General features: G+C 67.3%; 18 protein-coding genes. All 18 read left to right on the forward strand.

The genetic code is table 11. From position 1 onward, the window contains the following. Window positions 1–65 precede the first annotated feature (65 nt). Window positions 66–1,049, forward strand: coding sequence for a phage protease (locus tag ACQY46_RS10590; protein ID WP_428700198.1), 984 nt, complete (start codon window positions 66–68; stop codon window positions 1,047–1,049). A gap of 31 nt (window positions 1,050–1,080) precedes the next feature. Continuing rightward, the gene (locus ACQY46_RS10595; RefSeq protein WP_428700199.1) at window positions 1,081–1,482 is read left to right on the forward strand and encodes a hypothetical protein; all 402 of its coding nucleotides are present in this window, start codon (window positions 1,081–1,083) and stop codon (window positions 1,480–1,482) included. Window positions 1,483–1,521: 39 nt separating this feature from the next. Beyond that, entirely contained in the window at window positions 1,522–2,421 is a 900-nt protein-coding gene (locus tag ACQY46_RS10600; RefSeq protein WP_428700200.1) for a Mu-like prophage major head subunit gpT family protein, read from the forward strand. Window positions 2,422–2,487: 66 nt separating this feature from the next. Then, window positions 2,488–3,021: a hypothetical protein gene (locus ACQY46_RS10605; protein WP_428700201.1), complete on the forward strand. Its 534-nt coding sequence runs from the start codon at window positions 2,488–2,490 to the stop codon at window positions 3,019–3,021. A 35-nt stretch (window positions 3,022–3,056) separates the two neighbouring features. Continuing rightward, a complete protein-coding gene (locus ACQY46_RS10610) occupies window positions 3,057–3,473 on the forward strand; it encodes a gp436 family protein (RefSeq protein WP_428700202.1) in 417 nt (138 codons plus the stop codon). After that, window positions 3,470–3,949: a phage virion morphogenesis protein gene (locus ACQY46_RS10615; protein ID WP_428700203.1), complete on the forward strand. Its 480-nt coding sequence runs from the start codon at window positions 3,470–3,472 to the stop codon at window positions 3,947–3,949. Before ACQY46_RS10610 ends, ACQY46_RS10615 begins: the two co-directional genes overlap by 4 nt. After that, window positions 3,946–4,464, forward strand: a complete 519-nt coding sequence (locus ACQY46_RS10620; RefSeq protein WP_428700204.1) for a hypothetical protein — start codon at window positions 3,946–3,948, stop codon at window positions 4,462–4,464. Before ACQY46_RS10615 ends, ACQY46_RS10620 begins: the two co-directional genes overlap by 4 nt. Next, window positions 4,461–5,027, forward strand: a complete 567-nt coding sequence (locus tag ACQY46_RS10625) for a hypothetical protein (protein ID WP_428700205.1) — start codon at window positions 4,461–4,463, stop codon at window positions 5,025–5,027. The genes ACQY46_RS10620 and ACQY46_RS10625 overlap by 4 nt, the downstream gene beginning before the upstream one ends. Window positions 5,028–5,039: 12 nt before the next feature. Beyond that, window positions 5,040–5,252 (forward strand): hypothetical protein, encoded by a 213-nt coding sequence (locus ACQY46_RS10630; protein WP_428700206.1) that lies wholly within the window; start codon window positions 5,040–5,042, stop codon window positions 5,250–5,252. Window positions 5,253–5,255: 3 nt separating this feature from the next. Further along, a complete protein-coding gene (locus ACQY46_RS10635; protein ID WP_428700207.1) occupies window positions 5,256–5,666 on the forward strand; it encodes a GPW/gp25 family protein in 411 nt (136 codons plus the stop codon). Further along, window positions 5,663–6,508, forward strand: a complete 846-nt coding sequence (locus tag ACQY46_RS10640; protein ID WP_428700208.1) for a baseplate J/gp47 family protein — start codon at window positions 5,663–5,665, stop codon at window positions 6,506–6,508. The genes ACQY46_RS10635 and ACQY46_RS10640 overlap by 4 nt, the downstream gene beginning before the upstream one ends. Beyond that, window positions 6,505–7,653 carry a phage tail protein gene (locus ACQY46_RS10645; protein ID WP_428700209.1) on the forward strand — a complete coding sequence of 383 codons (1,149 nt, stop codon included), beginning with the start codon at window positions 6,505–6,507 and terminating at the stop codon, window positions 7,651–7,653. Before ACQY46_RS10640 ends, ACQY46_RS10645 begins: the two co-directional genes overlap by 4 nt. A gap of 7 nt (window positions 7,654–7,660) precedes the next feature. Continuing rightward, a complete protein-coding gene (locus ACQY46_RS10650; RefSeq protein ID WP_428700210.1) occupies window positions 7,661–10,870 on the forward strand; it encodes a DUF4815 domain-containing protein in 3,210 nt (1,069 codons plus the stop codon). A gap of 10 nt (window positions 10,871–10,880) precedes the next feature. Then, on the forward strand, window positions 10,881–12,059 hold the full coding sequence (locus ACQY46_RS10655) for a hypothetical protein (protein ID WP_428700211.1): 1,179 nt from the start codon (window positions 10,881–10,883) through the stop codon (window positions 12,057–12,059). Then, window positions 12,056–12,559 carry a hypothetical protein gene (locus ACQY46_RS10660; protein WP_428700212.1) on the forward strand — a complete coding sequence of 168 codons (504 nt, stop codon included), beginning with the start codon at window positions 12,056–12,058 and terminating at the stop codon, window positions 12,557–12,559. The genes ACQY46_RS10655 and ACQY46_RS10660 overlap by 4 nt, the downstream gene beginning before the upstream one ends. 179 nt (window positions 12,560–12,738) lie before the next feature. Then, complete coding sequence (locus ACQY46_RS10665; RefSeq protein ID WP_428700213.1) at window positions 12,739–14,001, forward strand: phage tail sheath C-terminal domain-containing protein; 1,263 nt, start codon at window positions 12,739–12,741, stop codon at window positions 13,999–14,001. Between the two features lie 26 nt (window positions 14,002–14,027). Further along, window positions 14,028–14,546, forward strand: a complete 519-nt coding sequence (locus ACQY46_RS10670; RefSeq protein ID WP_428700214.1) for a phage major tail tube protein — start codon at window positions 14,028–14,030, stop codon at window positions 14,544–14,546. Window positions 14,547–14,581: 35 nt separating this feature from the next. Beyond that, window positions 14,582–14,968 (forward strand): phage tail assembly protein, encoded by a 387-nt coding sequence (locus ACQY46_RS10675; RefSeq protein ID WP_428700215.1) that lies wholly within the window; start codon window positions 14,582–14,584, stop codon window positions 14,966–14,968. Window positions 14,969–15,025 lie beyond the last annotated feature (57 nt).

Here is a 15,025-nt window from a genome sequence, read left to right on the forward strand (position 1 = left end):
CAGAGTGTCTCCGCCTGACAGTGTCAGGGGCGCGCGTGGTGCGAGCGACACGCACTTTGTCGCCTATGACGACAGGATCTGCAACCGCCCTTTTTGCGACAACTGCCATCGCCTCCAGCGAGGGGGCGGCCGCGCCCGAATGGGTCCAACTGTTTCCGGCCGGGCCGCAACTGGTCGCCCGTGACGGGCGGAGCTGGCGCCTGTCCGATCCGCAGGCGGTGATTGCTGCTTTCGAGGCGAACGGCGCACCCATCCCCATCGACTACGAGCACGGCCAGGCGCACCGCGCGCCAAAAGGCGAGACCGCGCCGGCAGCCGGCTGGATCACCGCGATGGAGATCCGCGAGGGCACCATCTGGGCGCGTGCCGAATGGACCGACAAGGCGGCCGCGATGATTGCGGCACGGGAGTACCGGTTCCTGTCGCCGGAGTTCTACCACACGAAGGCCGGCGAGGTTTTCCTCGTCGTCGGCGCGGGCCTGGTCAACCGACCCGCCTTGCGTATGACCGCGCTCTCGCGCGCCGACGATCCGACTGCCCCTCACACAACGGAGACTGACATGGACCTCACAGCCCTTTGCCGCGCGCTCGGCCTCGATGCCGGCGCTTCGGTCGAGAACATTCTTGCAGCCGTGGAGCGGCTTCAGGGCGAACACCGCACCGCGCTTGCAGCCGCCGAAGCCCCGGCCATGGAGCGGTTCGTCCCGCGCGCCGACTACGACCAGGCGATTGCCCGCGCCGACACGGCCGAAACCGATCTGGCCGCCATGCAGACCGAGCGCCAGACAGGCGAGATCAGTGCGGCGATCGAGGACGCGGTGAAGGCGGGCAAGATCGCCCCTGCCTCCCGCGATCACTACCGGGCGCTCTGTGCCGTCGAAGGCGGGTTGGAGAACTTCAAGAAGCTCGTCGGAACGATGCCGGTGATCGGCACGCCGTCCGATCTCGACGACCGCGATCCCACGCGCCCTTCCGGTCTCAGCGAACAGCAGCGCTCGATCGCCTCGATGATGGGGCTCTCGGAAGAAGATTACGCCAAGTCGCTCTGATCCCCCGACCTGCCCGTCTCGGAGACATCCCATGCCCCTTGCCAAAGAACGCCAGACCCCGATGCGGCTTCCCGACCGCGAAAGCCACCCGGTCGCGGGAGCCACAAAGATCCAGGCCGGTTCACTCGTCGTGCTCGACGCGGGGCTTGCCAAGCCCGGTCACACGGCCACCGGCCTTGTGTCCCTGGGCCGTGCGGAGCGCACCGTCGACAACACGAACGGCGCGGCCGGCGAAAAGCGCGTCGAGATCCTGCGCAAGCGCACGTTCCTCTTTTCCAACCTGGAGGCCGATCCGGTCGCGCTCGCCGACGTCGGCAAGCCTTGCTTCGTGGTCGATGACGAGACCGTCGCCAAGACCGACGGCACCGGCACGCGGTCACCCGCCGGCCGGGTGGCGGATGTCGATCCGTCCGGCGTCTGGGTCGAATTCTAACTCGGCCGCGAGCGCCGCCGTCCAACAAGGATCTTTCCCATGATCATCAACCAGACATCGCTCGACGATCTCTTTCGCGGGTTTTCCCGTGCCTACCAGAACGGCTTTGCCGAGGTGAAGCCGCACTGGCAGCAGGTCGCGACCATGATCACGTCGTCGACACGCGAGAACTCCTATGCCTGGCTCGGCAAGTTCCCGAAGCTTCGCGAATGGATCGGCTCGCGCGTTTACGAGACGATGAAGACGCACCGCTACACGGTCGTGAACCGCAAGTTCGAGGGCACGGTCGAGGTCGATGCCGACGACATCTCCGACGACCAGGTCGGGATTTACTCGCCGCTCTTCACCGAGATGGGCCGCTCGGCCGCCGCGCATCCCGACGAGCTGGTGTTCGAGATGCTCGGCCAGGCTTTCGACACGGAATGCTACGACGGCCAGCCGTTCTTCGACACCGATCACCCGGTGATGAACCCGGAGACGCGCAAGGAAGTGTCCGTTGCCAACATGCAGGCCGGTGGCGGCGTGCCCTGGTACCTGATGGACACCACCCGCGCCCTGAAGCCGCTGATCTTCCAGAAGCGCCGCGACTATCGCTTCGTGCGCAAGGACGATCCCAAGACCTCCGATCGCGTGTTCGACCAGGACAAGTTCACCTATGGCGTCGACGGACGCGGGGCGGCCGGCTTCGGCTTCTGGCAGATGGCGTTCGCCTCCAAGGCGGACCTGAGCAAGGACAATCTGCGCGCGGCACGCCGCGCCATGATGGACCTGAAGAACGAGGCGGGCCGGCCGCTCGGCGTCAAGCCGAATGTGCTCGTCGTCGGCAGCACCCACGGCGACACGGCCCGCGACCTGCTCCTGGCCGAGCGCCTTGCGAACGGCGAGACCAACACCGACCGCAATCTGCTGCAGATCATCGAGATCCCGTTCCTCGACTGATCCGGCAGACCGGCCCGCGCCATCCTCCCGGCGCGGGCCATTCTTCCCCAAGCCCCGGAGTTTCTCATGTCCACCCGCAAGACCACGTCCCGGACCTCCGGCAAGGCGACCGCGCCGGCCGACAAGGAGACGACTTCCACGACCGAGCACGACACGGCCACTCCCGATGCGGCGACGGTTTCCGTCGCTCAGCCTGAACAGGAACCGGTCGCCGAGCCCGAAGGCAAGGCGACCGCGCCGGCCGACAAGGAGACGACTTCCACGACAGAGCACGACACGGCCACTCCCGATGCGGTCACGGTTGCCGGCACTCAGCCGGATCAGGAGCCGGTCGCGGTGGCCGAAGAGACGGCGACGGATACGTCGATCGCCGATGCCGCGCCCGAAGACCAGGCAGCGGCGGAAGAAGCGCAGGAAGGGGCCGAGGGGCCGATTGCGTCCGGCGTCGTCCTCGTCATCACCGCGCCGCGCGCCCGCCGTCGTGCCGGGATCGCCTTCGGTCCCGATCCGGTGCGCATTCCGGTCGATGACCTCACCGAGGACCAGCTCCTGGCGATCGAGAGCGATCGCCTCCTGTCCGTGCGTGCCGAGCGACCTTAAGCGGCGCAACCGCCACCACCTGCCGAGGAACCGCCGTGGCCTATGCCAGCAAAGCCGACATCGAAACCTTGTGGGGGACGGACTTCCTGTCCGACCTCCTGCCGGAGGATGTCGACGTTGACGCGGCGATCGCGACCGCATTGCGCTTTGCCTCGGCCGAGATCGACGCGCATCTGTCGGCCCGCTACGAGCTGCCGCTTGCCGACCTGCCCGAGATCCTGATCGCGCCTGCCGCCAACATCGCCGTCTATGTCGCGGCCAACCAGCACGCCTCGCTCACGATGACAATCGAGGAGCGGTACAAGCAGGCGGTCGAGCTGCTGAAACGGATCGCCGAAGGCAAGGCCGGGCTGGGCAGCAGCGAGCCGGTGATTGCCATCGATGGCGCGGCGAGTGACAGCGGCGCGGCCTTCTTCGCCGAACCGCGCGTCTGGGGCCGGAGGCAGCCATGACCGGCATCGCCATTCGCGTCGACGACACGGACCTTGCGGCACGCCTTGTGAAGATCGAGGGGCTTGTCGATGCACCCCAGGACGATCTGCGCGACGGGATCGGCCGGCTTGTCCAGGAGCAGACGCGCCGGCGCATCGAAAGCGAAAAGACCGCGCCGGACGGCACGCCCTGGAAGGCGAACCGGGCCGGCACGTCGACGCTCTACGCGGAAGGTCATCTGTCGCGCTCGGTCGACTATGTGACGTCCGGCTCCGGCGTGCTGGTCGGTTCGGGCCTCATCTACGCCCGTCCCCATCAAAAGGGCGCGACGATCAAGCCGAAGGACGCCAAGGCGCTGCGCTTCATGGTCGGCGATGCGGCGGTCTTCGCCCGCACGGTGACCTTGCCGCAACGCGAGTGGCTGGGCCTGTCCGACGAGAACCGTAGCGACATCGAAGGTGCCGTCATCGACTGGCTCGGGAGCATCCTCCCATGAGCCGGATCAACGCCTTTCGAACGGCCCTTGAAGCGACGTTCGCGGCGGCGCTGCCGCAGCTTCGAAGCTGCGAGGCGCAGTTCGGCCGCTTCGACCTGGACGAACTGCAGCGCAACATGATCAAGGCGCCGGCACTGCGCGTCGCGATCCTGCGCGCACCGGTCATGATCAATGCCGGCGGTTCCTATGACGCCGCTCTGGAATGCGCGGCCTTCGCCGTGACGGACGGCAAGGGGGAAAACCGGGACGCCGATGCCTGGAAGATCGCGGAAGCCGCGCTTGCCGTTCTGTCGCCGCGACAGCGCTTCGGTCTGCCGTCCATCGGCGCGCCGGGTGATCTGCGCATTTCACCGCTTCTGACCGGGCAGTTGGACCGTCGCGGCGTGTCCGTCGTTGCGCTCGAATGGAAACAGGCACTGCGCGAGGTGACGGTGGGCGTCTTCGAAGACGGCGGGCCGATCGAACTGGAGATCGAGGTCAACGGCGAACCGTTCGACGTGGAGCCGACGCCATGATCCCGACCATCTCTCGCGAACTTCGCACGCTCTACAAGGAGGTCGACGGGCTGCACCGGCGGCTCGCGGCCTCGCACATGACCGGCAAGGTGGTCGAGATCAAGGGCGACAAGGTCCGCCTTGAGCTGATGCCGCCCGACAGTCGCACCGGCAAGCCGTTCCTCTCGCCCTGGGTTCAGATGCAGGAAAGTGCGGGCGACGGGGTCGGCGGTTATTCCACCCATGTTCCGGTGACCGTTGGCGAGACCATGCGCCTTCTGTCGCCCCATGGCGAGCTCGGCCCGCAATCGCTGGCCGTCCGCGACGGCTACACCGGCGACAACCCGAGACCGACCGACGAGGACAAGCGCCTGGTCATCAAACATGGCGAGACGCGCCTTGTGATGGACGCCGACGGGATCGAGCTCGGCGTCGGCGCTGCCGCCGTGAAGATCTCGGCCGAGGAGATCCTCACCACGGTTCGCACCCGGCTCAACAACGGCACCCGCAAGGTTCACTACGTCGACGGCCTGGACGATGCGGGCGACCGCGCGCTCGACGGTGCCGATGACGTTCTTGTCTGAAGGAGAAACCCCATGCTGAAAGCCTACCGCGTTACCGAAAAGGCCGGCCCGTTCGTGGCCGGCATCCGCAACCCCGGCCAGGGCGAAGCCGTGCGCCTGACCGAGGACCAGGCGCACTATGCGCTGATCTCCGGCGAGATCGAGCCCGCCGCGAAGACGGACGCCGCCAAGGCCGAGCCGGCCAGGCCCGCAGCCGCGAAGTCCGCCAGGGACGGCGGCAAGTAAGCCATGCGCACCGGCATCTCGGCGACAACAGGCAAAGTGCTGACCGGCTGGGACCACTGCGTCCAGTCGCTGGCCAAGATCCTGACGACGCGGTTCAACAGCCGCGTCATGCGCCGGGATTTCGGGTCGCGGGTGCCCGACCTTCAGGACGCCAACGCAAACGAGCGCACGCTGCTGGAACTGTATGTGGCGATCGCCGAGGCGGTCGAGGACCCGGTCAATGGAGAGCCGGCCTTCCGGTTGCGGACGATTGATCTTGCCGCCGGCGGGCGGTCGGGTCGCTTCGTCTTCATTCTTGAGGGCGACTTCTACCCGCGCGGCCACCTCGGCGACTACTCGCAGCGCCAATCCCGTGTCGCGGATCTCGCGGTCGGCAGCGGCGACCGTCTCGTACTACTCGAGGCCGCGTCATGACCCGTCCCGATCTTCCGCCCCCCGCCATTCTTGAGGAGCTCGGTTTCGAGGCGCTGCTTGCCGCGATCGTTGCGGATGCACAGGCGCGGCTTGCGGCGGTGGGCATCGCCTGGGATGTGGGTACGCTGGAAACCGACCCGGTGATGATCCTGTGCCAGGCCTTCGCCTATCGCGAGTTGCTGCTCCGGGCACGGGTCAACGATGCCGCCCGCGCCAATCTGCTGGCCTTTGCCGGCACGTCGGACCTCGACCATCTCGCGGCCTTTTACGATGTCACGCGACTACTCGACGAGCCCGACGCGCGGCTGCGCGAGCGGGTCTGGCTCACCATCCTTGGCCGCTCGGCCGGCGGGCCGCTGGAGCGCTACAAGGCCGTCGCGATGGCGGCCTCGGCGCAGGTTCGCGATGTCGCGATCTGGCGGGAGGGGCGCGACCCGACCGTGCGCGTCGCGGTGCTGACCGACGATCTCGCTCCAAAGCCTTCGGAGCTTCTCGACACGGTGCGGGCGGCACTAGAAGCGCCGGAGGTCCGCGTTGTCTCCGACAGGTTCGATGTCGTCTCCGCGATCCGCACCGTGACGGATGTCGCCCTGACCGTGCGGTTGGCGCCCGATGCGCCGGCCTCCCTCTTTGCGGATGTCGCGACGGCCCTCCGCGCCGCCTGGGAGACGGAAAGCCTGCTCGGCCTCGACCTCACCACCTCCTGGCTGATTTCCAAGGCGATGATCCCCGGTGTGACGCGCGTCACCGTCACCTGGCCGGACGAGGATCTGGTGGCGCAGCCGCATGAAGCGATCGGGCTTGGCGGGATCGAGATCATCGACGGGGGGCGCGGCCGGTGACCTCGCTCCTCCCCATAAATTCGACGCCGCTTGAGCGCGCGCTCGACCTGACCGGCGCGGACATCGCCGACCGGATCGCGCCAGGTGTTGATGCGATCGTCGGCTGGAAGCTGGTCAACCCGCAACCGAACCTTGCCCCGTGGCTGGTCTATGAATACGGCCTCGGCGCGCTGTCGCCCTTCGTGGCGAATGTCTTCGAGTTGCTCGAGGACGGCATCGCCTGGGAGCGGTTGCGTGGCACGCATGCCGGCATGGCAATGGGCCTCGGCTTTGTCGGCTACTCGGCCGAACTCATCGACCCGCCCGCACGCCGGATCGCATGGGCCGACTATCAGCTCACGTTCGGCCGGGTCCGGGACAGCGAGGCGGATCTCGTGCGGATCGCCGGCATTGCGCAGCTCTCGCAGCCGGCGCGCTCGAAGTTCCGGCGCGGCGTCCATGGCTACGATATGCCGGCCGCCGAATGCTCCTGGACGCGGCTTTCCGGGTCCATCGTCGGCGACGACAGCGGCGTGCATGTCGAGGCAACCGGTAGTCTCTCCGGCCCGAAGTGGTCTTACGGGCGCACCCACGAGGCGGAAGTGACGCTCACCCAGGCCGAGCTTGAAGCGCTGGGCATCTGGATCGCCGACGACGGGTCCGGGTCTCTCACCTGGGCGGATCTGCCGGTCGCCTGGTCAACGGTCAACGACACCTGGGCGGAGTTGGGCTCGGCCGGCGCGCGTGTCCGCCAGATGGCGGCGGCGCTCGGCGGCATGGGCGCCTATCTCGGCTTCTACAATTCGGGTGGCGCGCTGATCGGCGGCCGCCGCTGCCGCACCTTCGCGCAAGTGGAGCCGGCTGGCGCGGCCGGCCTCTACACCCTGCTCGGTCAGGGCTGGTCTCCCGGCGAGGACGGCGAGGTTCTCGCCGCAATCGCCCTGACGGATTTCAGCGATGGTGACGGCGCGGGCATCAATAGCCGCGCCATCGAGGTCGGCCTGCTTGTCGGCGCGGCCCCGCTCGATCCCGCAACGCCCGGCAAGCTCTGGCTCGGCCCGGGCGAGATCCACACGCCTTACGTGGCCGTCGGCCGCGCACCCGTCGACATCATCTTTGGGGAGACCGTGCGCGAGCGCGTCGGGCTTCTCGTCCGCTTCACATGAGGTTCAAATGACCTTCGAACACTCCTTGATCGGCGGCGCCTATGACCGCTCGGCCGCCAAGCCCGAGATGACGGATGTGGTCTTTGTCGAGGGCAACTTCCTCCAGGGCGCGGAGCTGAACGAAGCGCAGTCGATCCTGCGCGGTCGCATCGCTCGTGCCGGCGGCCTGTCCGCCCGCGATGGCGACCGCATCTCCGGTGCCGGCATCGTCGTCGACACGGATGCCGGCAGCGTGATCCTCGAGGCCGGCAGGATCTATGCATCCGGCGACGTGCGCCCGGTCGCGGCGGCAACGCTGGCAGGCGTGCCGATGGCTGGTGAAGTCACGATCGGCGTGCGGCTTGTCCGTCAGGTGGTCACCCACGAGCAGGACCCCGATCTCCTTGGGCTTGCTCCAGGTACTGCTTCGGAAGGCGAGGCCGGCGCGGCGCGGATCGAGGAAAGCCTTTCCTGGGGCCGGGCCGGCGATGGCCAGCCCGGCGACCTCTACCCGGTCTACCTCCTCAAGGACGGCGTGGCGCTCGACCAAACAGCGCCGGTCGAGCTGTCCGTGACGCTCCAGGCGATCGCTGGCTATGACCGGGACGCCAACGGCAGCTACGTGGTCTCCGGGTGCCGTGTCGCCGCGCTCGGCCGCATCGAGGGCGACCAAGTCTTCGTCATCGAGCAGGGCGTCGCCAACGTCAACGGTTTCAAGCGCACGCGCTCGGCCAGCTTGCGCCTGGCCGTGCCCGAGACCTTCGATGTCGGCCGGATCGATGCGGAACAGCACAGCTTTGCGGACGGTGGCACGGGAACGGCGGTGCTCCCCCTGCGCTTCCCGCCGCTCGCAAACCTCATCACGGCTCTTGTCACCAAGGAAACGACCGAGGCGGTGACGCACGGGCCGAGCGCGGGCTCCATGAATCTCCTGTCGCAGGACAGTGTCACGGCACTGGTCGAGGTGCGCCAGGGCGGGACGGTCTACACGGCCGGCACCGACTACATCCTCAACGCCGACCGGGTCGACTGGACGCCGGGCGGCGCCGAGCCGGCTCCGGGCTCCAGCTATCAGGTGACCTATCGCTACCGCGATGCAGTCGCGGCCGTCGCGACCACAGACGGCACTGTGACTCTTTCCGGCGGCGTCACCGGCGGCGAGGTGCTACTGACCTACGATTACAAGTTGCCGCGCACCGATCTGATCTGCCTCGATCAGGAAGGCCGCGCTGTCTACATCGAGGGCCTGTCCAGCCGGTCGCGTCCCGTACCGCCGGCGGCGCCTGCCGCCCATCTGCCGCTTGCCGAGGTCCGCAACACCTGGGGCGGCGCTCCGGCGATCGTCAACAGCGGCGTGCGCGCCTATGGCATGGCGGATGTCGACCACATCTACAAGCGGATGGTCGACCTCTACGACCTGGTTGCGCTGGAGCGCCTGCGCCGCGACATCGACTCGCGCGAGCCCGTCGCCAAGCGCGGTGTCTTCGTCGATCCGTTCACCTCCGATCGCTGGAGGGACGCCGGCATCGCCCAGGATGCCGCCCTGTTCGGCGGCTCGTGTCAGCTCGCCATCGACCCGACGATCCACGGGCTTGGACCTGTCCGTCCGGTGCTGCTCGACTGGACCTCCGAACCGGTGATCTCGCAAGGCCTCGTCACCCATTGCCGGCTGGTTAATCCCTACGCCAACTTCCTGCCGATCCCGGCCGAGCTTGTGCTCGATCCGGCGATTGACCAGTGGGTCGAGACGCGCACCGAATGGGCGTCGGCGCAGACGGCCCAATTTGGCGCTGGCAACCAGACCCGCACCACCACGACGACGGATATCGTCGACGAGCGGCAGGAACTCGCCGAGTTCCTGCGCGCGATCAATGTCGCCTACACGATCCGTGGCTTCGGCGCCGGCGAGGCGCTTGAAGAACTCACCTTCGACGGTGCCGACGTAACGCCGGCGGGCGTCGTCGCTGATGGCAATGGCGAAGTGTCCGGCACCATCGCGATTGCCGCCGAGACTTACCCGGCCGGCCGCAAGCTCGTGCGCGCCGTCGGCGCCTCGGGCACCGAAGCGTCGGCACTCTTCGTTGGCGAAGGCCGGATCGAGGTGACGGTCATGCGCCAGGTGACCACCGTCACGCGCTGGAGCGATCCCCCGATCTCCGTTGGCGTTGGCGGATCCGAGCCGCCAGGCGGTGGCGGAGCGGATCCTCTCGGACAAACGTTCATCCTGCCACCCGGGAATGCCGGCCGGCATCTGGCGAGTGTCACGCTGCGGGTCTGCGCGATCGGCGATCCGGCCAATCCGCTTTTGCTCGAGATCCGCCCGGTCGCTCACACTTGGCCTACGCACCAGGTGCTGTCACAGGTCTATGTCGAGATGAGCGGCGTCGTGATCGGCCAGCCGACCGTGATCGACCTGCCCGAGCCGCTCTGGCAGGCGGCGGGCCAGGAATATTGCTTCATCGTCAAGAGCGATGATGCCGGCCATTCGATCAGCTCGGCGAAAGTCGGGGCCTTCGATGCGGTGGCGCAGTCCTGGGTGACCGCGCAGCCGTACCCGGTCGGGGTGATGATCTCCTCAAGCAACGGTCGCACCTGGACCGCGCATCAGGACGAGGACCTCACATTCGAGCTGCGGGCGGCGCGCTTCGCGCCGACGACGAAGCGGATCTCGCTCGGCCAGGTCGACCTTGTCGACTGCACCGATCTCATCGTCCGGGCCGTTGTCGATCTGCCGACGGCCGACTGTTCGGTCGTCTTTGAGATCGAGCGTCCGGGCGGTGGCATCTGGCGCGTGGCGCCGGGTCAGGTGCTCGAACTGACCGAACGGGTCACAGAGACGGTCGTCGTCTTCGCCGTCCTCACCGGCACGGCGACGGCTTCGCCGACGCTGTTTCCCGGCGTCCAGCTCATCGCGGGCAGTCTTCGCGACACCGCCACCTACGTCTCCCGCGCCTTTACCGTCGCCGGGGCCGGGCGCGTGCCGGCTCGTCTCAAGTCGCTCCTGCCGTCCGGCTCGGGTCTGACGGTCGAGCTGCAACGCGGCGATGAAGGCTGGGAGGTGATCCCGCTGCGTGCCACCGAGGTGCTCGAAGCCGGCGGCTGGGTGGACCGGAGCCACGAGATCGACCCGCTCGATCCGCAGCCGGCATGGGGTTTCGAGACCCGCGTCCGTCTGACGCTCACCGGCGGGCCGGCCGCGCGTCCGTCCCTGGCGGACCTTCGCGTCGCAACCATCTGAGGAAACGCACATGGTCGCCAACACGACCCTGAACCGGAACTACCCGCTGCCGGACGCCGCCAACAAGGTGAACGAGGATGTGCAGCGGTTGATCGACGCCTTCGCGGCGATCGACGGCGATGTCGCCGCGCTCCTCGCCGCCCTGGCGACCAAGGCGGCGGTGGGGCACGGACACGCGATCGCCGACATCACCGGCCTTGCAACCGCCCTCGACGGCAAGGCGGCGGTTGCACACAACCACACGCTTGCCGGCCTGTCGGATGTCTCGATCGCCGGGGCTCCGGTCGGCCGGCCGCTGACGACGCAGGCCGGCGGCCAAATTGGCATCGGCGGCGAGCCCGCACCAAAGGAGCACGCGCACGAGATCTCCAATGTCACCGGTCTCGTGGCGGCCCTTGCGGCGTTGCTCCCGCTGGCCGGCGGCGTCTTGTCCGGGCCGCTGGCGGTCAAGGACACGCTGGACGTGCGCGGCGCCGATGGCGGGTTCCGGATCTACCGGATCTCCAACGAGGCGGGCATTCGTCGCTGGGAGTTCGGCACCGACACGGACGGCAACTTCTTCCTCCATCGTTTCGATGCTGCCGGAAACCCTCTGGCCCGGGTGTTCCGGGGCAACTATGCGACCGGCGTCTTCGAGGTCGGCACGATCGGCACCGAGATCGGCCAGGCGCATATCGTCATCGGCGATGGCGTCCAGGAAGCGCGCTGGATGCTCAAGACCGGTGGCTACAACCTGACCTTCGCCAGGCACAACGGCACGGACTATGTCGACGCCTTCCGCATGGGGCTCGACGGCGAACTCTACACAGGCGCCGGGGTGCACAAGTTCCTTCATGAGGGCAACGCGCCGCTGCGCCGCCCGCCCTACAAGAGCCCGGAGCAGGTCATCACGCCGGGCGGCCCGTTCACGCTTGCTCATGGCCTTGGAGTAGAGCCGCAGGTCGTCGCGGCGGAACTGATCTGCAAGACGGCTGAGCACGGGTTTCTCGTCGGCGAGACGATCCCCGCGCAGTGGATCGATGGCATCGGGGGCAACGGTGTTCAGCTCGCGTGGACCGCCACGGATGTCGTGGGCCGCTATAGCTACCCCTACGGCCCAACCGTCTTCAAGGCAGGCCACAAAGACACCGGTATCCACGTCAATCTGACCGATGCCAACTGGCGCTTGGTTGTGAGGGCCTTCGCATGATCACCAGGTATTTCGTCGACGCCGAGGGCAACTATCTCGGCCCGGTCACGTCCGCCCCGGCCTACACCGTCCGCACTCCGCAGCAGCCGGTCCCTGACCCGGAAACCGGCGAGCCCGTCGAGCAGCCGCCTCTGGTCGAGACAGTCACGCCCGAACTCGTCCCACCGTCTGGCGGGATCGAGGTGCCGGGGCCGCCCGCGGACGGCCGTGCGGTCTGGGACTTCAACACCGAGGAATGGCAGGAGCCCGCACCGATCCTGCCGCCGATCACCGCCCGACAGTGCCGGTTGATGCTCATCAACATCGGCATTACCCCGGCGATGGTCGAGGCCGAGATCGCCGCGATCGCCGACGAGACCGAGCGGGCCTGCGCGCTGATCGAATGGGAATACGCCTCGACCTATGACCGCCACCATGCGCTCATCGACCAGATGGCGGCAGCCTTCGAGCTGCCGACGCTCCAGGTCGACACGCTCTGGCTCGCGGCGGCGGATCTTTAAGCTGCGCGTTGCCAAGGGACGCGGTTTCATGGCAGCGTGAGACCTGTTTGAAGCTGACTTTTCCTCTTGCCGCCAGCTGAGCCCGCGTTCCACCGACAGGTGACCTGACACTGTCAGGGGCGCGGGCAAAGGCATCCCCCACATAGTGTTGCGCTGACCCTGCAAACGAGGATCAGCGCATGCCCGTCGCCCCCTTCAATCACGGCAACCGTGTCCTGCGGCTCGGCGACGAGCCGCGCCCGATCGCGGTTTCGGACGTTTCCACCCTCGGCGCGCTCGTCACCGCGCCGGACGCCGACAACACCGCCTTTCCCATGGACGAGCCCGTCCATATTTACACCCACGAGACCGAGAAGATCGCGCTGCTCGGGGCGACCGGAACAGCGCTTGACGTGATCAATGCCGTCAAGGCGCAAGGGATCGAAGCTTCCATTGTCATGGTGCGCGCCGCCGAAGGTGTCGACGCGGATGCCACCCGTTCCAACATGGTAGGGTCGGCCGCCTCGCAGACCGGCGCGCATGCCTTCGCCTATGCCCTCGGCCATGTCGGCGTGGAGCCCGATCTCCTGATCGCACCGGGTTATGCGGCGACCCGCATTTCCGATGCCAAGAACCCGGTCGCCGACGCGGTCGAGCAGGTGGCGAAGAAGCTGCAGGCGATCTCCATCTTCGACACCGGCGGTCCGACGAAAGACGCGAGCCTTGCCTATCGGGCCGACTTCTCCGACCGCTTCGCCTACCTGGTCGATCCCATGGTGCGTGTCGCCTCTGAGGGCGGACCCGTCGCCAAGCCGGCCGCCGCCTATGCGGCCGGCCTCTTCATCAAACGCGACAAGGAAAAGGGCGGCCCCTACTGGTCGCCCTCCAACCAGGACTGTGGCGGCATCCTCGGCATCGCCCGGCCGGTTTCCTACTATGACGGGGAGATCGACCACGAGGCCAACCTCCTCAACGAGGCCGGCATCGCGACCTTCATCCCGGCCCGCCTCGTCCAGGGCGCCGGCGGCACCTTCGCCGCCAATGGCCGCATCCTGTGGGGCAACCGCACCACCTCGACCGACCCGCTCTGGCAGTTCGTCAATGTCGTGCGCACCCGCGCCCTGATCGAAAAGACGATCTCGCGCTCTTTCCGCTGGGCCAACGACCAAAACCTGTCGCCGCAGCTCGTCATCGCGATCATGCGCTCGCTGCAGCAGTTCCTGGACGAGCTGAAGGCGGTCGGAGCGATCCTAGGCGGCGATGTCTATTGGGACCGGGACGTCAACACCAATGCGGCCTTGCGGTCGGGCAAGCTGCGCATCGAATTCGATGCGGAGGAAGCCCCGCCGCTTGAGGACCTGACGTTCGGCTCGCGTCGCAACGAGGTCTATTTCGACCTGCTCGCCGACGAGATCAACCGCCGCATCTCCGTCAGCTTCGAGCGCGTCGGCGAGGCCGCGTAAGCCCGACCCTTCGAAAGGAGCTTTCCATGTCCCTTCCCATCCTGCGCGGGTTCACGCTGATCGTGAACGACGACATGAACCTCGTCATCCAGATCGAGAGCATGCAGTTGCCCGGCCTCGAGGAGATCACCGAGGATTTCCAGCCAGGCGGCAGCGATCTTCAGATCCAGGTCGCCGGCCTCGGTGTGAAGGCGCTGGAAGCCCCGTTCAAGCTCAAGTCGCATGCGCCGGCCGTTGCAGGCCTGTTCGGCGGCGCGCCGGGTATCCGCCAGACCTTCACCGGCAAGAAGTTCATCGTCGACGAACTCGACGGCACGGAGCACGAGCACGCCATCGACATCACCGGCCGGCTGATTTCCGTCGCCGAGGAGGAAATGAGCGGCGGCAAGGCGTCCGGCTACGACCACAAGATCGGGTCGATCACCCAGTATTCCTACATGGCCGACGGCAAGGTGCTGCACCGCTTCAACTTCACCCAGGGCGGCTGGGCGGTGCGCAATGGCGTGGCGGTCAACGAAGGCCGGCGCCGCGTCCTTTTCGGCTGATCCTCGCCTCCCGTTCTCGCAATCGGACCCGTCCCATGACCACCCCCAAGCTCACCGAAACCATCACCCTGACCGTGCCGGCCGAAGAAGGCGGGGACACCGACCGCAAGTCCCATTCGTCCCTGACGATGCGCCGGCCACGCGCCCGCCATATCAAGCGCGTGGTGGTTCTGCTTGGGGCGGACTTCCTGGAAAAGCTGCTCGCCGCTGCCGAGCAGTCTCCCGGCGGCAATGTCGCTGCAGGCGAAGCTCTTGCGCGCCTGACAACTCCCGAGTGTCTCGACGGGTTGACCGAGATCCTTGCCGACCTGTGCGGCGTGTCACCGGCCGTGATCGACGATCTCGACCCGGTCGACCTGTTCAAGGCGGGTCAGGCGATGTTCGGTTTTTTTCCGGACCTTGGCACCGCGTTTTCGAACTGATGAGCGATTTGGCGGCTGCCTACCATTGGCAGCCATCGGAACTTGAGGCCCTCGACT

The sequence above is a fragment of the Stappia sp. genome (genome assembly GCF_965276915.1).
GTDB lineage: Bacteria > Pseudomonadota > Alphaproteobacteria > Rhizobiales > Stappiaceae > Stappia.